This window comes from Reichenbachiella sp. (assembly GCF_965223055.1).
GTDB lineage: Bacteria > Bacteroidota > Bacteroidia > Cytophagales > Cyclobacteriaceae > Reichenbachiella.
Genome location: NZ_CBDCVM010000012.1, coordinates 508,867 through 531,532, shown reverse-complemented (window position 1 = coordinate 531,532; position 22,666 = coordinate 508,867). Strand labels below are relative to the sequence as shown.

Here is a 22,666-nt window from a genome sequence, read left to right as displayed (position 1 = left end):
TCCGCAATGAACAATTCGCATCAACTATACATTCACTCCCCTTCTATTCAACTGGAATATTTATGCTTCGGAGAAGGAGAAAAAACACTGGTTTGCTTCCATGGGTTTGGACAAAACTTGATGGTATTCAAGGACTTATCCCTAATGTTAAGTAACTATCAAGTAGTGAGTCTTAATTTGTTTTTCCATGGGAAAAGTGATCGAAAAGGAGGACTAAAATATTTATATCAAAAAGAATGGAAAACTATATTTGATGGATTCCTGCATCATTTAAAAATTGATCGATTTTCAATTTTAGGATACAGTTTAGGAGGAAGATATACGACAAGTACTTTAAAATCTTTTGAAGAATGTATAGATCATTGTATCCTCATTGCTCCAGATGGCATCGTCAAACGCAGTTCTTATGAGTTCGCAACATTTCCATTAGGTTCTGAGCAGATATTCGGGTTCTTCATGCGAAATCCCAAGCCATTTTTTACTTTTCTCACTCTTCTCGAAAAAACCAAACTATTTAACCAATGGACCATTGATTTTTCACGCGCTCAACTTCAAGACAAGGACCAGCGCATGAGGGTCTATCATTCCTGGATCACCTTGAGAAAATTTAGAATACGACTGGCCGAACTCATTGATAAAATCAACTCCGGCACATTTCAAACTACCGTAATTTTCGGACAATATGACAAAATCATTCAACCGAAGCGACATTTCTATTTCTTAAATCAAATACCAAAAGCTAAAGTTATTATCTTAGACACAGGACATACTAAACTCTTGAACGAATCATTTGTGAAAGTATCAGATGTACTCAAAAAAGCATAATCTCTTTCTACTCATTGTCTTTTACCTTCTTTTTCTTGGTATCAGCTCGGCTCAACCTACACGAACTCTTTATTTTGATAAAGCAGGAAATCAAGTAGATCAATCCTTCGCTTTCTATTCTTCTACAGGCGCTATACCAACAGGTAAGAATTATTTTGTTGGAAAAGTCATAGAAAAATATACATCCAACGGGAAAACGAAAGCCAAAAAAACATTTGATAAATCTGGTCAGCAAGTAGGCATTGGGGTGGAATACTATGAGAATGGCCAGGTCAAAGAAAAATACCAATTAAAAAACGGACATATATTCGGTGGCTATGTTCTCTGGTACCCCAATGGAGTGAAAGCCCTTGAAAGAGAGTACACAAATTATTCCACATCAACAGAAATTAATCACCGCACCTACAATGCCTGGGATTCACTTGGCAATCAAACGGTCAAAGATGGCATGGGCAACCTCGTTGAATATCATCAAGATCTGAGCATTTCGGCCAAAGGAAAGATCTACAAAGGCATGCGAAGTGGAACATGGAAAGGATATTATCCAAACGGTAACTCATTCTATACTGAAAAACACAAAGGAGGAGAACTCATTAGCGGATCGAGCATTAAACTAGACAGCTCAAAACACAACTACACTCAAATTAATGTTCTACCCTCACCAAAGATTGGTTTTTCAAAGTATTATGAAAAACTAACCAAGGAAATGAAATACCCCAAAAGTGCCAAGAAGATAGGACTCCAGGGCACGGTTCATATTGCCTATACGATCGATAAATCTGGTCAAGTATCAGATTATTACATCATCAAAGGCCTCAGTCAGGAATGCGATCAAGAAGCACTAAGAATATTCAAAGAAATACAAGTCGAGTGGATTCCGGGAACTTCCAGGGGCAACCCTCAACCCTTTATTCTTTCGCTCCCAGTTTCATTCAAACTGTAACCAAAGAAAAAACCACAATTATACTATATCCCATACCCAAATTTTAAGTCAATCCTCTTACTTTTGCGGCTGATAAACAGTCCTTCTTCGATGATCTTTATATTCAAGAAAAACCCCACCACCTATTACCTTCTGAAATCAAAATCCGACCTCAACGCTGCAAGCATCGCAAAACTCCAGTGGCTTTTTGGAAATGCAGAAGTGTTGAGCGATAAGAACCTAGCTGGTTCATTTATCGGGCCCAGACAGGAAATGATTACTCCATGGAGTACCAATGCTGTAGAAATTGCCCAAAACATGGGTATAGAGGGTATTGAGCGAATTGAAGAATTTCATACTGAAGGCCACTTCGACCCTATGCTCAATCAAAAATATGAAGCCCTCAGCGAAGAGGTATTCATCATCAATAAGCAACCAGAGCCTATTCAGGATATCGAAGACATCCGAAGTTACAATCAAAGCGAAGGACTGGCGCTTAGTGAAGAAGAGGTAGTTTACTTAGAAAGTGTAGCATTAAGACTGGGCAGACCTTTGACTGACAGTGAAGTATTCGGTTTTTCTCAAGTGAATTCTGAACACTGTCGTCACAAAATATTTAATGGCCAGTTTATAATAGATGGTGAAGAAAAAGAGTCTTCACTTTTTAAATTAATTCGAAAGACTTCGGAAACACACCCAGGTCAAATTGAGTCGGCGTACAAAGACAATGTAGCTTTTGTCAAAGGTCCGAAAATGGAGCAGTTCGCACCCAAAACGCAAAACAAAGCAGACTTCTTCGAAACCAAGGACATTGATTCAGTGATTTCGCTTAAAGCGGAAACCCACAACTTCCCTACCACAGTAGAACCATTCAATGGAGCAGCTACAGGATCGGGTGGAGAAATCAGGGACCGCATGGCGGGTGGACAAGGCAGTATTCCGTTGGCAGGAACAGCAGTATACATGACATCTTATCCTCGCTTAGAAAAAGGGAAAAAGTGGGAAGAAAACATTGAAGCAAGAGATTGGCTTTACCAAACACCTCTAGACATTTTGATCAAAGCTTCAAATGGAGCCAGTGACTTCGGAAACAAATTTGGTCAGCCGGTGATTTGCGGAAGTGTATTGACTTTCGAACATGAAGAAAATAATGAAACCCAAGCTTTCGACAAAGTCATCATGATGGCTGGAGGAGTAGGATTCGGAAAACTTTCTGATGCACAGAAAAAGCCATTGACCAAGGGAGACAAAATCGTAGTAATGGGAGGTGACAACTACCGCATTGGCATGGGAGGTGGCGCAGTTTCTTCCGTATCAACTGGTGAGCATTCAAATGCCATCGAATTGAATGCCATTCAGCGTTCAAATCCTGAAATGCAAAAAAGAGTAGCTAATGCGCTTCGTGCATTGGCTGAAAGCGACGACAATCCCATTGTTTCAGTTCACGATCATGGCGCTGGCGGCCACTTAAACTGCTTGTCCGAATTGATCGAGGATATTGGTGGACAGATCGACATAGATCAACTACCGGTTGGAGACCCTACTCTTTCCAACAAAGAAGTAATTGGAAATGAGTCCCAGGAAAGAATGGGATTGGCTATAGCGAATAAAGACATCCCTGGTCTGAAAGAAATTGCAGATCGGGAAAGAGCGCCACTTTTCGTAGCTGGCGAGGCAACTGGTGAAATGAAATTCACCATGAAGCACAAAGACAGTGAAAAAGCTGCCATGGATTGGGGATTGTCAGATATGTTTGGATCAGCACCAAAGACGATTTTAAAAGACAATAAAATCGATAAGAGCTATCAGCCAGTAATTGCAAATGACACAGACTTTGTAGATGACTTAAAACAAGTGCTTCAATTGGAAGCAGTGGCATGTAAGGATTGGTTGACAAACAAAGTAGACCGATCAGTAACAGGTCGTGTTGCCAAACAACAAACTTGTGGAGAGATACAGTTGCCACTAAACAACGTGGCGGTGATGGCCCTTGACTTTGTGAACAATAAGGGGATAGCTACTTCTATTGGTCATGCGCCTGTAGCCGCGATTGCCAACCCAGCCAAAGGTTCGCAACTCGCCATCACTAAAGCTTTAACCAATATCATTTGGGCTCCATTAACTCATGGATTAGATGGTGTATCATTAAGTGCCAACTGGATGTGGCCAACCAAGACAGATGGTGAAAGAGCTAGATTGTATGAAGCAGTTGAAGCAGTAAGTGAATATGCAATTGCCTTAGGCATCAATATCCCTACTGGCAAGGACTCCTTGTCGATGACTCAAAAGTACAACGACGGCAAAACGGTGGATTCACCTGGTACGGTGATTATATCCACTGTAGGCGAAGTATCTGATATCCGTCAAACAGTCACTCCAGACATCAAGCCAGTTGCAGATTCTACACTATTATACATACCATTATCAGATGGTGCGTTTTCATTGGATGGATCTAGTTTTGGGCAAATAAAAAATGCTATAGGTACCGACCCCGCTTCATCACCTGAAGCAAACTATTTCAAGAATGCATTTTCGGCGGTTCAACAACTGATTATAAGTGGAAATGTATTGGCGGGACATGATGTATCAGCGGGTGGTTTGATCACTACCTTACTGGAAATGCACTTCCCTACTACACAAAGTGGGGCAAACATCGATTTGAATTCCTTAGGTTCAAGCTTAGCGCAAATTGCTTTCAGCGAAAGTCCTGCTTTGATCATTCAAGTGGCCAACGATATTTCACTAGATGCTTTGTCTGGCATTTCTTATGAAAAAATTGGAACTGTAAACCTCGATAGAACATTCTATATAAATGATCGTTCGCTCAATGTTAATGAATTAAGAGATACATGGTTCAAAACCTCTTATCTGCTAGAACAGCACCAGACTGAAGCGAGCAACGCCAAATCCAGATTTGAGAGTTATAAAAACCAAGCACTACAATATACATTCCCTTCAGACTGGAGCGGAAGCATGAGTAGTTTAGGCTTAAACCAAAAAAGAAATGAATTATCTGGTTCAAAAGCTGCTATCATCCGTGAAAAGGGGGTGAATGGTGATCGAGAAATGGCCTACGCACTACACCTAGCAGGATTTGATGTGAAAGATGTTCACATGACAGATTTAATCTCTGGCAGAGAAGATTTGTCTGATGTCAATATGATTGTATTCGTAGGTGGATTTTCCAACTCGGACGTGCTTGGATCAGCCAAAGGTTGGGCAGGAGCATTTTTATATAATGAAAAAGCCAATACTGCACTAAAGAATTTCTACGCTAGACCCGACACGTTGAGTTTAGGTGTTTGCAACGGATGTCAGCTTATGATGGAATTGGGATTAGTTTTTCCTGAAATTGAAACCCATCCGAAAATGGCGCACAATGCATCAGGAAAGTTTGAGTCTATCTTCTTAGATGTTACCATCCCACAAAACGACTCCGTGATGTTAGGCAATCTATCCAACACCAGAATGGGTATTTGGGTAGCACACGGCGAAGGGAAATTTGAATTGCCACAAGCGGAAAGTGACTACACCGTCTGTATGAAATATGCACACGAAGCCTATCCTGGCAATCCAAATGGATCTGATTACAATGTAGCTGGAGTGCATTCGAAAGACGGGAGACACTTGGCCATGATGCCGCACTTAGAGCGCTCGATCTTCCCATGGAACTGGGCGCACTATACGGAATCTTCGAACGAAATTACCCCTTGGATTCAGGCGTTTATTAACGCCAAGGAATGGGTAGAGGGTCACAAGTAAAAAAAAGTAAATTAATTTGTCTTTTTTATCGTCAAGTGTTGGCATTATTCAGGCAAATTTCTACTTTTGTGTTCCCAAAATAAGAGGGGTACAAGATTGGCCTATGGTGTAACTGGCAACACGTCTGGTTTTGGTCCAGAAGAGTCTAGGTTCGAGCCCTAGTAGGCCAACAAAAAAGAAGCTATCTCTATTGAGATAGCTTCTTTTATTTCACTAACGCACGAGACATGTCTGCAGTTAAAATCTTCGCCGGAAACGGTTCCAAAGAATTAGCCACTAAAATCGCTAATAGTTATGGCAAACCGCTAGGAAATTCTACTTCCAAGAAATTCAGCGACGGCGAACTTTCATTCAGTTACAATGAAACTGTTCGGGGCTGTGATGTATTCATCATTCAATCTACTGGTCCTTCGGACAGTCTGATAGAGCTTATGCTCATGATTGATGCCGCCAAAAGAGCGAGTGCCAAATCTGTAACTTGTGTTGTTCCCTACTTCGGTTATGCACGACAAGACAGGAAAGACAAGCCAAGAGTATCTATTGCCGCCAAATTGATGGCCAACGTATTACAAGCGGCAGGTGCGGATCGATTGATGACATGTGATTTACACGCGGATCAAATTCAGGGCTTCTTTGATATTCCAGTTGATCATTTGGTGAGTGCCTCCATTTTTGTTCCTTACATCAAAGATCTTAAGCTAGACAATCTGATGTTCGCTGCTCCTGACGTAGGAAGTACGAAAAGAGTTAGAGAATTTGCAAAATTCTTTGAAGCAGACATGGTCGTTTGTGACAAACACAGAAAAAGAGCGAATGAAGTTGCCTCTATGCAAGTCATTGGAGATGTTGAAGGCAAAGACGTCATCTTAGTGGATGATATTATTGATACAGCTGGTACATTGACAAAGGCTGCCAATCTATTGAAAGAAAAAGGAGCTTTATCCGTAAGAGCATTTTGTACGCACCCTATCCTATCTGGTAATGCCTACGAAAATGTTGACAATTCTGAATTGGAAGAATTGGTCGTTACAGACAGTATTAAAATAAACGAAGGTCAGTCTTCGAAAATAAAAGTGGCAAGTATGGCAGAGCTTTTTGCAAAAGCAATTAGAAAAATACATGACCACGAATCAATAAGTTCATTATTTATTCATTAATATAAAATAGTATGAAAACTATAGAGATTGTAGGGTATAAAAGAGCGAATCTCGGCAAATCAGAAGCTAAAAATCTTCGTGCCGAGGGTCAAGTACCATGTGTAATTTACGGTGGCGAAGAGCAAATTCACTTCTCAGCACCAGCCATTCTTTTCAGAGAATTGGTTTATACTTCAGAAGCTCACTTTGTAAAAGTGAATGTAGAAGGAGCTGAATATAGCTGTATCATGCAAGACATTCAATTTCACCCAGTAAGTGAAATGATCTTGCACGTTGATTTCTTGCAGTGGTTTGCAGGAAAACCAATCAAAATGGACATTCCAGTTCACTTAACAGGTGTATCTAAAGGTGTATCTAATGGAGGTACTTTGATTCACAAAAGAAGACTTTTGTCTATCAAAGCATTACCTAAGAATATGCCTGAGCATATTGACCTTGACATTACTGCACTGGACTTCGGTAAGGCAATTAAAGTAAGTGATGTAATCACTGATAACTTTGAAATTTTGGATACTCCACAAGCATCTATTGCTGTTGTAGAGGTACCTAGAGCATTGAGAGGTAAAACTGCCGATGAAGAAGGTGAAGAAGGCGAAGAAGGAGTTGAAGGTGAAGAGTCAGCAGAAGGAGCTGAAGCACCTGCAGCTGAATAAGCTACTGAATACAATATTTAAAAAATCCTGCTCTTCGAGTGGGATTTTTTTTTGACTAAATTTTATAAGTGTTAAATTTCTTCTAAAAACTAACGAATGAAATATCTCATAGCAGGCCTTGGCAATATTGGCCCGGAATATGAACTCACTCGTCACAATATCGGCTTTTTGGTACTTGATCGATTGGCAGAAGCACAAGGCGCTAAATTTGAACACACGAAACTGGCCAACAAATGTGAATTCAAATACAAGGGGCGAACCATCCATTTAATTAAGCCCACAACTTATATGAACTTAAGTGGGAAAGCAGTAAACTATTGGATGCAAGATTTAAAAATTAGCAAAGAGAACTTGCTAGTAATTACTGATGACATTGCACTCCCCCATAGCAATTTACGAATGAGAGCTAAAGGAAGCAACGCAGGTCACAATGGACTAAAAAACATTGACGAACAAACGGGCGGCAATAATTATGCACGATTAAAATTCGGTATTGGCAATGATTTTCACAAGGGCCAACAAGTAGACTATGTATTAAGCCAATTCTCAAAGGAGCAACTGGAAAACCTGCCATTTGACATGGATAAAGCCTGCGATATGATACTTTCCTTTTGCTCTATTGGAATTCAAAGAACAATGAATCAATTCAACGACTAAATTACAACTTATTGCATATCAACAACTTGAGTCAAACCGTTAACAAACATTAACATTTTTTCTTGGTAAAGTGAAATTATCACCCTAGCTTCAAGTTTCACTAAACCAATTCGTATTTATGAAGTTTTTAAGAAACCTTAGTTTGATTGCTGCGGCAATGAGTTTTTTATTTGTTACAGGATGTGGCTCTACAAGCTCATCTGAAAGCACTGAAGAAGCTCCAATGGAAGAAGCAACTGAAGCTGTAGAAGAAGTATCTGACATGGCCGAAGAAGCGGTAGAAACAGTTGATTCTTTGGCTACTGAAGCTGTAGAAGCTGTTGACAGTGTTGCTGCAGAAAATTAAGAAAGGCTTACGGGAGAAATTAAAAAATTGAAATCAGCTATTTAAAACTAAAGATTTCATAATATCCTGGAAAATTTGAAAGTCCCAGAACGATAGCCATCGGGATGGGACTTTTTTATGACCTAATCGCAATGACTGGATCCATTTTCGCCGCTAAGCCAGCAGGTATTATTCCTGAGATTACACCTATCACTACTGACACAATAAGCCCTATCAAGATATTCTTTAAATTCATAATCAACTCCAACGACCCCAAATCCATAAACGTCAATAAATAAACCAACAGGATTCCAAACATTCCTCCGAACAAGCTTAAAAATATGGACTCAAACAAAAACTGATAGAGGATAAAATGATTCTTCGCCCCCAAAGACTTTTGAATGCCAATAATATTGGTTCGTTCTCGAACTGAAACAAACATGATGTTTGCTATACCAAAACCACCCACCAAAATAGAAAAACTACCTATAATCCAGCCGGCGATATTCAATACATTAAACACCTGACTTAAAAAAGTAGCGAAAGCCTCTGGTCGATTCATAGCAAAATTGTTATCTTCTTTTGGCTTAAGTCCTCTCTTCTTTCGGATCAAGCCTGTGAGTTCACCTTCCAAGCGTTCTTGACCAGGGTCATTCGACATTCCCTTAATATTGATAGACGAGCCCAAACCTTTGTGTTTACTCACTAAATAAAATTTGCTTAGGGTTTTATAAGGGATTAAAATATTATCATCATTACTCGGTGTGTCTAACAGGGCCTCACCTTCTTCTTCCATCACCCCTATCACTCTAAACTTAGTGCCCTTGACCTTCACCTCTTTCCCTAAAGCAGACTGGAATGGATACAATTCATTTGCAACACGCTGACCAATAAGCGCGACATTAGTAGCGCTCTCGGTTTCCTGAATACTAAAATATCGTCCAGCCTGCAGCTGTAAATCATTTATATCCTTGTAGCCATAAGAGACACCAATCATATTTAAGCCCGAGCTACTGCTGCTTCCCTGCTTAGCGGTAATATTCGATTTGTAAGCATATATGGCTAACCCGTCATGATTTACCAGGTTAGCTTGCAAATACTTAAACTCTTCATAATCTGGATTTGGCCTTTGATAATACTTCCACCATGGGTAGAATTTTCCTCCAAATTGGTAAGGCCATTTTTCAAGTATGATATTATCAGCTCCTAGAAAATTGAGACTATTATTAATATTGCGTTGTAAAGAATCAACCAATGTAAAGACAGAAATAATAGCAAAAATCCCGATAGTGACACCCAAGAATGACAAGATCGTTCTCATTATATTCATCTTGAGGGCATTAAAAGCAAATCGAAAACTCTCCCAGATCAAACGAAAAACTAGCATGTCACAATAATTTTATTCACAAGCAATATTTATCAGAACAATTTACTAATTTTGCCCTCTTATTTTGACGTATTGGTCGTACAATCGTTACTTTTATTACATGAATGCAATTGAATATTTTAAACTTCCTTTTTCAGCCAATTATTCAATTCAGAACCCATTCCAAAAAACAGATTTAGATGAAGCCATACACGAGTGTAAGATATTGTACTCGCGCGTTTCATGTACTGATTAAATTAAATACAAACAGATGAAATTATCAGAATTCAAATTTGACCTCCCACCAGGATTGCTAGCGCTTTATCCTACTGAAAACCGTGACGAGTCTCGACTGATGGTCGTGCACAAGGATACAGGGGAGATCGAGCATAAAGTATTCAAAGATTTAATCAGTTATTTGGACGAGGGTGACAGTGTAATCCTCAACGACACCAAAGTATTTCCAGCCAGATTGTATGGCAACAAGGAAAAGACTGGGGCTAAAATTGAAGTTTTCCTTTTGAGAGAACTCAACAAAGAACTTCACCTCTGGGACGTACTGGTAGACCCTGCTAGAAAAATCAGAGTAGGCAACAAATTGTACTTCGGAGAAGGTGATTTGGTCGCTGAGGTAATCGACAACACAACTTCTAGAGGAAGAACTATCAGGTTTCTATTTGACGGAACGGATGAAGAATTCTACAAGTCTATCGATGAGCTAGGAGAAACACCACTCCCAAAAGAGATCGCAAGAAAAACCGAACCAGAAGATAGAGAAAGGTTCCAAACTATATATGCGGATAAAGTTGGTGCAGTTGCCGCGCCTACTGCAGGTATCCATTTCACCAGACAAATGCTCAAAAGATTGGAGCTACAAGGTGTTGACACTAAGGCAATCACTTTGCATTTGGGTCTAGGAACATTTAGACCTGTTGACGTGGAGGATTTGACAAAACACAAAATGGATTCTGAGAATTATATCGTTTCTGAGGATACTGCTACGTTGGTCAATAAGGTGTTGGACGAAAAGAAAAAAGTGTGTGCCATTGGCACGACTACACTTCGAGCATTAGAATCTTCTGTTTCAGCCAATGGTAGATTAAAAGCTAATGAAGGATGGACGGATAGATTTATCTTTCCCCCTTACGATTTTAAAATTGTAAAATCATTGGTCACCAACTTCCACTTACCTGAATCCACACTTCTCATGAATGCCGCAGCATTCGGCGGTTTTGATTTGATTATGGAAGCTTACCAGGTGGCTATTAAAGAGAAATATAGATTCTTCAGTTATGGTGATGCCATGTTGATTATCTAATAGCTGAAAAAGAAATATAATTTCAAAAACTCCGAAGATTCCTTCGGAGTTTTTTTGTTTTATAGAATCACCTAATATTGTTGTGATGAAAAATTATGCTGTGATAGTCGCTGGGGGCTCTGGTAGCCGAATGCAATCCAATCAGCCCAAGCAATTTCTTGAGCTCGATGGCAAACCGATATTAATGCATACTCTGGAAGCCTTTGCCAACGGCGAGCTTGACATGCACATCATACTTGTACTGCCAGCTGATCACATTGACACATGGCAAAAGCTGGTCAGTTTACTTCAATTCAACATTCCACATCAAATTACACTAGGAGGAGAAACACGGTTTAATTCTGTTGAAAATGGACTCAAAGAAATAAAAGGAAAGGGCATAGTAGCCATTCATGATGGTGCTCGACCTCTTGTCACTTCAGGTGTCATTCGAAGAACCGTAGATCAGGCAAAACAGTCCGGCAATGGGATTGCTGCTGTTCAAGTCAAAGACTCCATACGACAAATGAAAAATGGCCAAAGCCTAGCAGTTGATCGTAGTCAATTCTTTTCCGTCCAAACACCTCAGACTTTCGATGTGGATTTGATTAAAAGAGCTTTTGAGCAAAGTCAGTCTAATCAATTCACTGATGACGCAAGTGTGGCAGAAGCGTTTGGTGAAAAAGTAGAACTGGTAGAAGGAAGTTATGACAACCTCAAGATCACGACTCCTGAAGATTTAATCATTGCAGAGTCCATTCTGAAAAAGAGAAAATAAAAGGCCTGACCTTTTCTAAAAAGCCAGGCTTAATTTCTTATATATAATTGGAACGCGTATCTAATACTCGTCTTCGTTAAAGAAGAAGTCTTCTTTGGTAGGATAATCAGGCCATATTTCTTCAATAGTCTCAAAGGGATGTCCGTCTTCTTCTAACTCTTGCAAGTTCTCTACCACTTCCAAAGGAGCCCCTGATCGAATGGAATAATCAATCAATTCATCTTTTGAAGCAGGCCAAGGTGCGTCCTCCAAATACGATGCTAATTCTAATGTCCAATACATAATTTACTTCCTTTAATTCTGGTGTTTTATATAATCGTGCAAAAATAAATTTTTCAAGCAATAATCAAACTATTGACTGCTTTATCTAGGGATTTATTTTAACTGAATATAATCCGTATCAAAAAAAAATACAACTGATCTTAAAATGATTCTGATGTTTTTTTTGATCTGCTAACGCAACGGACATTAGAGTTGTTTTATTTTCTCTTGACATTCTTTCAAGAGATTTTTTTTCAGTGCTACCTTTTCTTGTTGAGTTTTAAGCTTGTCATTAAGCATGTCCACAAATGAACCTTTGTTGATATGCATATTTCCCATATTCTCATTAAAGGATTTTAGCTCTGTCTCATCTCTATGTAGCAAATCTCGAATCACTCTGGTCAAGTCCTTCAATTGACCCTTCTCATCTTTTTTGGCAAAACCTTTATTCTTTTTGTTTGTCAGGTTCCAGATAAATTGTCTTTCCTGCCACTCTCTGGAAAGCTGTATAAAAGACTCGTGCACTTCTGGATGTGCCTTTTTAGAAACGTGCCCACTATTTTTCCAATTTGCTTTCAAGGCCTCGAAAGCCTTTACATCACTACCAAATGCATTTTCCACAAGTGCTTTCAACTCAAGAAGGATTTCTTGTTTTGCTCTTAAACTTTGCTTTTCATCTTTTGCCTTTAATTTTCGATCTGAGTTCCTTCTTTTCTTCTGCTTATCAAAATAGTCTTGGGTGACCTTCCAATAAGTATCGTTGATTGCCTTAAACTCTTTTTCCGGGATACGCCCTACATCCTTCCATTGTTTCTGAAGCTCTTTTACTCTATCTACTGTCGATTGGAAGTCCTTTTTCTCAATAAAGGATTTGATTTCTTTTATTATTGATTGATACTCATCCAAACGAGCCTTCACCAACATTTTCTTGTCTTCCGTAAAAGCGTTTCTTTTTTCGAAGAAGCCATCTACGCCAGATTTAAACTTTTCTTCTAATTCTGCTCTGACAGATTGATCGGCGCTGCCTGTTTTCAACCACCTGGATTTCAGATCTTTGATTTGCTCGAAAGCCTCTTCCTGATCATTGTTAGACAAGATGGCATCCAGCTCTAAAAGCAAGGCTTGCTTAATATCCGTATTTTTCGCTCGATTTTTCTGCACATAGTCTTCCAGCAATGACTTCAAAGGGGTTATTCTATCTAGCAAAAGTTGATAATCCCCTAAACCATCGTGTTTAGGAATGGAGTCCTCTATATTCTGAAGACTAGATAGAAATGACCCTTTGTTGCTCTGCGTATTGATCTTCTCTTCTATCTCATCCAGTTTATTTTTAAGCTTTTCGTACCGAGTAGTGAAATAAGCTACTGCGGCTTCTATTTCATCCTCTTTGATTTCTTTTAACTGGAGTGCCTCTACCTGACCAAAAGCTGATCTAAAGAGGGTATTATTTTCTACGTGACCGAATGGTATTTCCACAATATTTGGCGAATGCCTTTTCTTTGATAAATCGGCTGCAAATTTACAAAATCAGGCCAAAGGCAGAATATTTTTTGCATATTTGTCGGAAAAATTACTACCCATGAGCGACGAAAAAATCATCTTTTCAATGGCTGGAGTAAATAAAATTTACCCACCACAAAAGCAAGTACTCAAAAACATCTACCTCTCCTTTTTTTACGGAGCCAAAATCGGTGTTTTAGGTCTTAATGGTTCTGGAAAGTCGTCGCTACTAAGAATCATTGCTGGTATCGATAAAGAATACCAGGGCGAAGTGGTTTCTTCCAACGAATACAGCGTGGGGCTACTCGAACAAGAGCCACAATTAGACCCTTCCAAAACGGTGAAACAAGTCGTAGAAGAAGGTGTACAGGAAATTGTAGATCTCCTGCAACAGTTCGAAGATATTAATGCCAAGTTTGCAGACCCTGAGGTACTGGACAATCCTGATGCGATGGAAAAGCTAATCCAGGACCAGGCCGTAGTGCAAGAAAAGCTAGATGCTGCCAATGCCTGGGAATTGGGTAGCAGACTGGAACGAGCCATGGATGCTCTGAGAACTCCACCTGGAGATGCAAAAATCGAAAACCTGTCGGGTGGTGAGAAAAGAAGAGTAGCGCTATGTAGATTATTGCTCCAAGAACCCGACGTGCTTCTCCTGGATGAGCCTACCAACCACTTGGATGCAGAGTCGGTACTGTGGTTAGAACAACACCTTAACCAATATAAAGGAACGGTAATCGCCGTTACTCACGATAGATACTTCCTGGACAATGTAGCTGGCTGGATCCTAGAATTAGACCGAGGAGAAGGCATTCCATGGAAAGGCAATTACTCTTCCTGGTTAGATCAGAAACAAAAAAGACTGGCTCAAGAAGAGAAAACAGAGTCCAAAAGACAGAAAACTCTCGAACGAGAATTGGAATGGGTGCGGATGACACCAAAAGGCAGACAGGCCAAAGGGAAAGCCAGATTGGCGGCTTACGATAAGTTGGCAGGGCAAGATGCCAACGAAAGAGAAAGCAAGCTAGAGCTTTACATCCCACCAGGGCCAAGACTGGGAGATAAGGTAATAGAAGTGGAAGGGGTGTCTAAAGCATTTGGAGACAAGTTGCTTTATGAAAATTTGACTTTTTCATTACCACAGGCTGGAATCGTGGGAATTGTCGGACCCAATGGAGCTGGTAAAACTACTTTGTTCAACATGATTACTGGAAAGGAAAAGCCAGATAGCGGAACATTCGACATAGGATCTACTGTTCAAATCGCCTATGTAGACCAGGAACATGATGATCTTGATCCGAACAAATCCGTTTGGGAGGTTATTTCAGAAGGCAACGAGTTGATCGAACTAGGTGGTAAGCAGATGAATTCACGAGCTTATGTAAGCAAGTTTAACTTTGGAGGATCAGATCAAGGTAAGAAAGTCAGTGCCTTATCTGGTGGTGAGCGTAATCGTGTACACCTGGCCATGACCCTCAAACAAGGCGCTAACTTGCTCCTACTAGATGAGCCTACCAACGACTTGGATGTCAATACCCTTCGAGCGCTCGAAGAAGCTTTGGAAAACTTCGCAGGATGCGCGGTTATTATCAGTCACGACAGATGGTTTTTGGATAGAGTGTGTACGCATACTCTGGCCTTCGAAGGCGACAGTCAAGTATATTTCTTTGATGGGCCCTTCTCTGCTTATGAGGAAAATCGCTTGAAACGTCAGGGTAATGTGGAGCCTAAAAGGATCAAGTATAAAAAATTGAAGTAAGAATTATGCAGGGATTATTTAGTGTTAATCCCTGCATATAATCTCTTCAACATTGCGAATGCCCAGATTATTCCGCATATTTAACCTATGCGCTTTTTCTTAATAAGTCTAACCTTCTTCCTACATTTTTCCGGCAACCTTCAAGCTGATTCTTGGCAGCAGGCTAAGCTTGACAAAAAGGCTGAATTAGATTTATTGTGGTTTACTTCCAGACCTTTTGTCCAAGAGAATACAAAACAAGAACTGATTGGCGTAGAATATGAACTCATCGAGACTTTCCGAGAATACTTACAAGAGAAGCATAGTATTGAGTTGAAGTTGAATTGGATCAAGGATAAGAGCTTCAGTGATGTTATTACCAATATAAGCACCTCTTCAAAACTAAATAGATTAGGTGTATCAGCTTTTTCGATTACCGAAGAAAGAAGACAACAGGTTAAATTCACTAACTCTTATCTTCCTGATATAAGCGTGCTTGTTTCCAGTCAAGGCATTCCGATCATTAGAGATTTAGAACAAGTAAACGAACTCATGAATGGCTTGGTAGCAGTGACCATAAAAGGCACTACTTATGAAAAACACCTCCTTCAAATGAAGGAAGAACTTCAGATGAATTATGAGATCATCTACATTGATAGTGACGAAAACTTACTAGACCATATCAGTAAATCTGATCATAAGTTTGGCTTTATTGACTTGCCCATTTATCTCATTTGGTTGAAAAATGGACGTGACTTAACCCGTCAAAATTTCTTTACCGTTAGAGGCATAGGCTATGGATTTATTATGCCTCAGTCCAGTGATTGGGATATTCCATTTAATGAATTCCTTGTAGATGAGGATTATAAGGCCAAAATATCGAGAATTATATCCAAGTACCTTGGTAATGAGTTGTACCAATTCATAGATAATGCATACGATCGAGAACAACTAGGTACCTATATCCTCACCAAGGAAAAAGAAATACAGTTGGCTTTGATCAAAAATGCCAACTTAAAACTGGAAGAAGAGAAAACATATAAAAGAATACTGTTGTTAGGAATCGGCGTTGTACTTCTATTCTTAGTTATCATTATGTACTTTTTTTACAACAACCAGAGAACCACCAAGCTTATCATTACCCAAAAAGATCAAATTGAATTGCAGCAAAAGGACATCCGACAAAAGAACGAGCAATTAATGAATAGAAATGCTCAACTCCTGGCGTTAAATGAAGATAAGAACAATCTAGTCAACATATTGGCACATGACCTAAGATCACCTCTCAACAACATCCTGGGCCTTTCAGGAATTATGGTGAATGAGAGTCAAAATTTGAATGAGGAGCAAAAAGACTATTTAGACAAGATTGGGGTAACGGCCAATCGCATGAATCACATGATCTCCAAAATCCTAAACCCTCAGAACCTTGATGGCAACAACAAGGAGATATTAAAAGAGGAAGTGAAGGTAAGTCAATTGATTAATGATCTGGTTTCAAGGTATACGCCAGCAGCTACCAACAAAGACATTGAGATTCAATTAAAAAGATCAAATGAAAATTTGATACTTGAGACTGACCATATGCTGCTTTTTCTTGTTCTCGAAAATCTACTTTCAAACGCAATTAAATTTTCAACTTCGGATACCATAGTATCATTGAATGTCGATAAGAAAGATGATCAAGTCATATTCAAGGTAAGTGATCAAGGGCCTGGATTTACCGAAGAAGATAAACAGTTGGTATTCCAGCGATTTCAAAAATTAAGTGCGGAGCCTACCGGCAATGAGTCCTCCACGGGTCTTGGACTGTCGATAGTAAAAAAGTATGTGAAAGATCTTGGCGGTAAAGTTTGGCTAGAATCGGAAGAAGGCCAAGGCAGCTCCTTTTTTGTAAGTCTACCTATCTAGGATTCTCTCAATATCGTTTGGGTATCAACAATTTCAGCAAACTCTCCTTTCAATGCAGCTAAGGAAGTAAGATGTATCGTTTCTGCCTCCCACCTTTCACCTTGAATTCCAATTTTGTTAAACGCAGCAGTCGCATCCGAAACTACCTGTACTTGATATCCTAGATCCGATGCCATTCGAGTGGTACTGGCCACACAATGCTCTGTAGTGAGTCCTATTATGACCAAATCCTTGATCTCTTGTTGGTCGATTAGCTCTTTTAATTCTGTATCAATGAATGCGCTGTTCGTTTGTTTTTCTATAACAGGTTCACCCTGGATAGGAGCAACAATTGCCTTTATCTCGTTACCAGGATTAGAAGGGTGTAACGGCGAATCTGTATTGGTCGAGTTGTTTTTGACATGAAAAATTGGTCGATTTTGATCTCTGAACCTTTGCAACAATCTACAACAATTTATTTCTGCATCAGGATTGTTTCGTTGCCCACCATAAAATTCGAGTTGGTCCAGTCCATCTTGGATATCGATAAGGAGTAAGGCTTTTTTAGTCATGATTTAAATCAATTAAAACAGTAAATACCTGAGCATAAGGGCATTTACAAATAACACGAAGAATTACCTAAATTGAAGTCAAACAAACATAAAACTTACCAATGAAACTATTAAACTCAACGATATGTACCTTGTTAGTACTAGGTGCCTGTCAACCACCCCAAGACAATGCATCGAATGAAGCCTTCGAGAGAAATTCGAAAGTGATAGAAGCCTATGTGGAAGGCTACCAAACCGAAAAACTAAATTATGACGTCTGGTACGCAGATGATGTAGTGATCCTCGGAACAGGATTTGGTGGACCTGATTCTGTTAGTCTCCAACAAATAAAGGATCAGGATAAAATGTTTTTGGCCGATTTTGACCTAGAGTTGACCACAGATCTTGTACTCCTGCCTGGAGTAGATGTAGAGACCAAAAAAGCTGATGGTTCCGTACGGTACTATGGTGATTGGAAAATGATCATGCAAGCAACTGACTCGACAGAAGAGAAATCCGTAGTTGTGAAAGTGTACGAATCTTTTGATTTCAATGAAGAGGGAAAAATTGTCTTCCAACAATCTTATGGAGACATGTCTGCGGCGTTTGACTATTTGGTGAAAGGTGATGCGAAAGCAGACGATGAAGAAATGTAATTAAATTAAAGTTGATGATTCTGGCCGTCAAGGATAGTATTCCTGGCGGCTTTTTTTAAGGAGCATAAAATGCTAAAATCTGCTGACTTAATTCACCATAACTCTCATCATTCGTCAGTGCAGCCATATAATAAAATGCATAGGCCGTCTTTTCCACGTCAACCTTCTTCTCCATTCCTCCTAGTGATTCGCCACCTGGATACACCCGGGTATTCCCTTCTGTACTTATCTCCCCTGACTCCAGTACCCTTGAAGTCTGCCAGTCTGTTGCACATGAAAGCCCTTCCATCAGTGTGGTCTTTAGAGTCGACTCTGAGCCTAAAATAGTAAACATTTCCAGACCAAGCTTGATCGAAACGCCATTATAACTAGAATCCCAACCTCTGGCCTCAATAAAATAACCTGCGGTCTCTTCTTTAAGAGATATGGCATGACCAGCCATCCCTGTACCAATTTCTTGTGCTTCGCTATCATTCAGATACTCCCCTAGTGTGTAAAATGCTAAAGCATCAAAAAATAAACGGTTAGGAGAAGCTTTATCATATTCTTGAATGAGTGCCATATCTGATTTCAAATAAGTCAATAGGCTTTCAATGTTGGATTGAAAACCCGCAATGGATTGTTTGGCGCTATGATCATTTGCCAAGCTCTGATACCAAACTGAATTGTTCAAGGCATGAAGACTAATGCCTAATCCATAAGAAAAGAAAAACGTTCCACTGGCTAAGTCTTCAGGCTTTGGTTGTCTATCTGTGGGTGCTTCGGGTGGTGCCACAAACTCGAAATCACCATCCTCCGCTTGATAGGTGAATGCATAATCGATACTATTTACCAAAGCCACTAGGGCTTCTTCATCTTCGAAAGCTACAGTGTAGTTAGCCAAATGAGTCATGGCTAGTTGAAAACGAGCATGCTCATAGCCATTTTTATTTCTTCCCAGCGCACCCTGCTCATCTGGTTGCTGAAGAAAGCCGGAAAGGACTTCAGCAGGAACAGATTCAATGAGATCAATATAAGAAAATTTGCTATTGAGTGCGACCGACTCACAGTTATAGGTGGAGTCATTTTCCTCTTCTTTGCAAGAGAAGAACATCGTACTAATAAGAATAAAAAATGCCACTGATTTCATAGCTGCAAATGTATGAACAATTTGAAAAACCAATAGAGAAAATAGCTATTTGGAAATTCTATTTCCACTTCAATAATCCATTCTATAATCTCACATAAAATATTATTTCTTGTACAAAAGCACAACTAATTATTTTATTTCTTGTATAATTGTACAACAAACTACTCATGTTATGAAAGGAGAACATTTAGGTGAATTGGAGGAATTGGTTCTACTGACCATAGGTTCCCTGTTTCAAGAGGCCTATGCAGTAGCCATTCTGGAAGAAATCAAGAAAAACACCAACAGAAGAATGGACGTCACCGCCATCCATTCAGTACTCAGACGATTGGAAAAGAAAGGCTATGCCCAATCCGAAATGGGCGGGGCCACAGCCGAAAGAGGCGGTCGACGAAAACGCTTTTTTGTATTGACGCAAGTCGGTAGAAAAGTTCTTGATGACACCATGCAACTAAGGGTTTCCCTATACAACAAACTTCCTAAACTGGCTTTTTCAGGAATATAATGCAACCTCAACCTCCAAAATGGGCTGATAGATTTTTAGCCTGGTTCTGCCATCCAGATCTACTCGAAGACCTGCAAGGAGATCTTTATGAGCTCTTTGCGCATGAGGTAGATAAAGGGCAGACTACTAAGGCTAAATACCTCTACGTCTGGTGGGTACTTCGCTCCTTTCGTTGGTCAGCTTTAAAAGAAAATCAAAAACTCAAAAACTCATTTTTTACCATGACAAAAAACAACATCAAAATCGCCATCAGGGTACTATGGAGAGACAAATTCAATAGTGCCATCAATTTGCTAGGACTTACCCTGGGCATTACTTGTTTTCTACTTCTAGGACTATATGTCAAGCAGGAAGTCACTTATGATCATTTTCATAGCAAAAAGGATCGCATCTATCGCAGTTGGGTCAAAGAGGATTATGGAGACGGACGGGAGTTTTTTAATTCACACACTCCTTTGCTATTTGAAGCATTGTTTGAAGATAACTTTCCGGAAGTAGAGAGAGCTGTCCAGTACATTGAACATGACTATTTGGTCGGGCGCAATGAAAATCGAATTGATGAAATCATTGCATTGATAAGTCCTGACTTCTTAGAAGTTTTCGATGTTCCGCTGATGTATGGAGATAAATCTACTTTTCTACCTTCAAGAGAACATATTGTCATTTCGCGAAGTTATGCCGAGAAGTATTTTGGTTTGGAGAACCCCATGGGAAAAACTATCGCTGTAGAAGTAGACACTTTAATTCATGACTTAACTGTCTCCGCAGTATTTGAAGACTTTCCTGTCGAATCTAGCATCCGTTTTGACATGGCTATTTCAGCAGAAAACGGACGTCGAATTTACCGAGATAGACTTTATACTTCATGGTTCAACATCATTCCAGAGACCTATATTCTTATAAAAGAAGGCACATCTATTTCGTCGATGGAAGGTAAAACACAAGATGTGGTGTTGAGCCAGGGAGTGACTTATGGAGATGCACCACTGGAGAGAGGTCAATACCAAATCGGCTTTCAACCTTTGACGGATATTCATTTGAATCCAGATATCCCACTAGGTACAGCACCGGTAGGCAACCCGCAATATGTAATCATCCTAAGTGCTATTGGCTTGCTCGTATTGATCATGGCCTGTGTTAATTACACCACCCTGTCAGCAGGTCAATCTCTCAAGAGGTCAAAAGAAGTTGGAATGCGGAAAGTACTTGGTGCTTCCAAACGTACTTTGATCTATCAATATTTGAGTGAAAGTTTGGTACTGGCCATCATTGCTATGACTGTCGGTACAGTCTTCACATTTTTCTTAATCCCAACATTCAATGCCCTTACGGGTACCGAGATTTTCTTCCAGTTCGAATGGTGGCATACAGGTGTTTACCTGGCCATAGGACTTATCATAGGACTACTGGCTGGCACCTACCCGGCACTCATTATTACTGCCTTCAAGACTATCAACATTATTAATGGAAGCAACCAAACAACAGGGAAACTCACTGCACGAAAGGGCTTGGTCATTTTGCAATTTTTGGTGACAGTTTTTCTAATCAGTACAGTTCTGATCATGCGCCAGCAAATAGACTTTCTCATGGATAAGGATCTTGGCTATGACTATAAAGCTGTCATCTCTTCCGAGTTGCCCATAGACCCCAACGGCCGTGGAATCCGTGATGCCCTTCAATCAGGTCTGGATAATGGAGAGCTGCTAAAAGCAAAACTTGAAAAACATCCTAAAATATCGAAAATAGCTATTGGAAATCACCTTTTCGGCTCGAATGGATGGACACACGTGGCATTTAATGATGACAATGATGACTTTAAATGGTTTCGTTTGCTGGTAGTCAATGCTGAGTATTTAAGTGCCTTTAATATTGAACCGGTTCAGGGAAGAAATTTTGAAGTAGGCAACGGATTGGACAAAAGACAGTCGGTAATCATCAATCAAAGTGCAGCTAAATATCTCGGTTTAGAGAACCCGGTTGGAGGAAAATTGCCAGGCCCTGAATTTGGTGAACACCAAATCGTTGGGGTGGTTAAAGACTTTCACTATTCTTCCCTACACACTGAAGTAGAGCCATTGGTGATCGTTCAAAACATTTTGCCAATATTCGCTGGTGTTACGGATGCGGATGTGAAGGATTCTTACTCCCCTAAAATCGTGTTTACTTATAATGGAAACAATTTACACGATGCCATTGAGGTCTTGGAAAAAGAGTGGGAAGCCACATTTCCATCCGAAGCTCCAAACTTCGAATTCATAGATGATCGTATCAGTAGACAATATGAAAGCGAGGCACGCCTGAATAAGCTAATCTTGATTGCCACAGTACTCTCTATACTAATAGCTGGACTAGGCTTGTTTGGGTTGATCATGTTGGTGGCCAATAGTAAAATCAAAGAGATAGGTATTCGAAAGGTAATGGGAGCCTCTCCAGTATCTATATTCAGGCTGCTCATCAAGGGGTTTGTTGCTCAATTGATTCTGGCGATTGCCTTATCGGTACCGCTAACGCTCTACCTAATCAATCAATGGCTGGAAAACTTTGCCTATAGGGTAGATGTCGGCAGTTTGCCTTTTATTATTAGCGGACTAGCGACGCTTCTCATTGCTGTGGCTGTGGTGGTATATCATACTATTCAGGCCACACGGATCAACCCGATTGAGTCATTAAGAGTGGAATAAAAAAGAAAGTCAG

19 protein-coding genes and 1 tRNA gene are annotated in these 22,666 nt (G+C 39.9%); 15 read left to right on the top strand and 5 right to left on the bottom strand.

What is annotated here, in order from left to right; genetic code table 11:
- Positions 1-6: 6 nt before the first annotated feature.
- The 8 genes from ACOQO5_RS17590 to ACOQO5_RS17555 all read left to right on the top strand — a co-directional run bounded on the left by ACOQO5_RS17590 (position 7) and on the right by ACOQO5_RS17555 (position 8,322).
- A complete protein-coding gene (locus ACOQO5_RS17590; RefSeq protein ID WP_420582996.1) occupies positions 7-825 on the top strand; it encodes an alpha/beta fold hydrolase in 819 nt (272 codons plus the stop codon).
- The gene (locus ACOQO5_RS17585) at positions 806-1,768 is read left to right on the top strand and encodes a TonB family protein (RefSeq protein WP_420582995.1); all 963 of its coding nucleotides are present in this window, start codon (positions 806-808) and stop codon (positions 1,766-1,768) included. Before ACOQO5_RS17590 ends, ACOQO5_RS17585 begins: the two co-directional genes overlap by 20 nt.
- 90 nt (positions 1,769-1,858) lie before the next feature.
- Entirely contained in the window at positions 1,859-5,509 is a 3,651-nt protein-coding gene (purL, locus tag ACOQO5_RS17580) for a phosphoribosylformylglycinamidine synthase (RefSeq protein WP_420582994.1), read from the top strand.
- Between the two features lie 97 nt (positions 5,510-5,606).
- A tRNA-Gln gene (locus ACOQO5_RS17575) sits at positions 5,607-5,679 on the top strand.
- 57 nt (positions 5,680-5,736) lie between these two features.
- Positions 5,737-6,666, top strand: a complete 930-nt coding sequence (locus ACOQO5_RS17570; protein ID WP_420582993.1) for a ribose-phosphate pyrophosphokinase — start codon at positions 5,737-5,739, stop codon at positions 6,664-6,666.
- 11 nt (positions 6,667-6,677) lie between these two features.
- Positions 6,678-7,319 (top strand): 50S ribosomal protein L25/general stress protein Ctc, encoded by a 642-nt coding sequence (locus ACOQO5_RS17565; RefSeq protein WP_420582992.1) that lies wholly within the window; start codon positions 6,678-6,680, stop codon positions 7,317-7,319.
- Between the two features lie 96 nt (positions 7,320-7,415).
- Positions 7,416-7,976, top strand: coding sequence for an aminoacyl-tRNA hydrolase (pth, locus tag ACOQO5_RS17560; RefSeq protein ID WP_420582991.1), 561 nt, complete (start codon positions 7,416-7,418; stop codon positions 7,974-7,976).
- Positions 7,977-8,094: 118 nt separating this feature from the next.
- Positions 8,095-8,322 carry a hypothetical protein gene (locus ACOQO5_RS17555; protein ID WP_420582990.1) on the top strand — a complete coding sequence of 76 codons (228 nt, stop codon included), beginning with the start codon at positions 8,095-8,097 and terminating at the stop codon, positions 8,320-8,322.
- A gap of 115 nt (positions 8,323-8,437) precedes the next feature.
- Here the strand turns inward: ACOQO5_RS17555 and ACOQO5_RS17550 are convergent, their stop codons facing one another.
- Positions 8,438-9,622 carry an ABC transporter permease gene (locus ACOQO5_RS17550; protein WP_420582989.1) on the bottom strand — a complete coding sequence of 395 codons (1,185 nt, stop codon included), beginning with the start codon at positions 9,620-9,622 and terminating at the stop codon, positions 8,438-8,440.
- Positions 9,623-9,938: 316 nt separating this feature from the next.
- Between ACOQO5_RS17550 and queA the strand changes: the two genes are divergently transcribed.
- The gene (gene queA, locus ACOQO5_RS17545; protein WP_420582988.1) at positions 9,939-10,985 is read left to right on the top strand and encodes a tRNA preQ1(34) S-adenosylmethionine ribosyltransferase-isomerase QueA; all 1,047 of its coding nucleotides are present in this window, start codon (positions 9,939-9,941) and stop codon (positions 10,983-10,985) included.
- Positions 10,986-11,070: 85 nt separating this feature from the next.
- Positions 11,071-11,742, top strand: coding sequence for a 2-C-methyl-D-erythritol 4-phosphate cytidylyltransferase (locus ACOQO5_RS17540; RefSeq protein ID WP_420582987.1), 672 nt, complete (start codon positions 11,071-11,073; stop codon positions 11,740-11,742).
- A 60-nt stretch (positions 11,743-11,802) separates the two neighbouring features.
- Here ACOQO5_RS17540 and ACOQO5_RS17535 read toward each other — a convergent pair whose 3' ends face one another.
- Both ACOQO5_RS17535 and ACOQO5_RS17530 read right to left on the bottom strand, forming a co-directional pair.
- Entirely contained in the window at positions 11,803-12,024 is a 222-nt protein-coding gene (locus ACOQO5_RS17535) for a DUF2795 domain-containing protein (protein WP_318170627.1), read from the bottom strand.
- Between the two features lie 186 nt (positions 12,025-12,210).
- Positions 12,211-13,479, bottom strand: a complete 1,269-nt coding sequence (locus tag ACOQO5_RS17530) for a DUF349 domain-containing protein (RefSeq protein WP_420582986.1) — start codon at positions 13,477-13,479, stop codon at positions 12,211-12,213.
- Between the two features lie 103 nt (positions 13,480-13,582).
- Between ACOQO5_RS17530 and ettA the strand changes: the two genes are divergently transcribed.
- Both ettA and ACOQO5_RS17520 read left to right on the top strand, forming a co-directional pair.
- Positions 13,583-15,262 (top strand): energy-dependent translational throttle protein EttA, encoded by a 1,680-nt coding sequence (gene ettA / locus ACOQO5_RS17525; RefSeq protein WP_420582985.1) that lies wholly within the window; start codon positions 13,583-13,585, stop codon positions 15,260-15,262.
- Between the two features lie 87 nt (positions 15,263-15,349).
- On the top strand, positions 15,350-17,152 hold the full coding sequence (locus tag ACOQO5_RS17520; RefSeq protein WP_420582984.1) for an ATP-binding protein: 1,803 nt from the start codon (positions 15,350-15,352) through the stop codon (positions 17,150-17,152).
- Here ACOQO5_RS17520 and ACOQO5_RS17515 read toward each other — a convergent pair.
- Positions 17,149-17,703, bottom strand: coding sequence for a cysteine hydrolase family protein (locus ACOQO5_RS17515; RefSeq protein ID WP_420582983.1), 555 nt, complete (start codon positions 17,701-17,703; stop codon positions 17,149-17,151). The two genes, ACOQO5_RS17520 and ACOQO5_RS17515, sit on opposite strands and share 4 nt — an antisense overlap.
- Before the next feature lie 101 nt (positions 17,704-17,804).
- Here ACOQO5_RS17515 and ACOQO5_RS17510 point away from each other — a divergent pair, with 101 nt between their 5' ends.
- Positions 17,805-18,338, top strand: coding sequence for a hypothetical protein (locus tag ACOQO5_RS17510; protein WP_420582982.1), 534 nt, complete (start codon positions 17,805-17,807; stop codon positions 18,336-18,338).
- 55 nt (positions 18,339-18,393) lie between these two features.
- On the opposite strand, the gene ACOQO5_RS17505 is transcribed toward ACOQO5_RS17510, so the two are convergent.
- The gene (locus ACOQO5_RS17505; protein WP_420582981.1) at positions 18,394-19,467 is read right to left on the bottom strand and encodes a hypothetical protein; all 1,074 of its coding nucleotides are present in this window, start codon (positions 19,465-19,467) and stop codon (positions 18,394-18,396) included.
- A 172-nt stretch (positions 19,468-19,639) separates the two neighbouring features.
- On the opposite strand from ACOQO5_RS17505, the gene ACOQO5_RS17500 reads away from it, so the two are divergent.
- On the top strand, positions 19,640-19,972 hold the full coding sequence (locus ACOQO5_RS17500; RefSeq protein ID WP_420582980.1) for a PadR family transcriptional regulator: 333 nt from the start codon (positions 19,640-19,642) through the stop codon (positions 19,970-19,972).
- Complete coding sequence (locus ACOQO5_RS17495) at positions 19,972-22,653, top strand: ABC transporter permease (RefSeq protein ID WP_420582979.1); 2,682 nt, start codon at positions 19,972-19,974, stop codon at positions 22,651-22,653. The genes ACOQO5_RS17500 and ACOQO5_RS17495 overlap by 1 nt, the downstream gene beginning before the upstream one ends.
- Positions 22,654-22,666 lie beyond the last annotated feature (13 nt).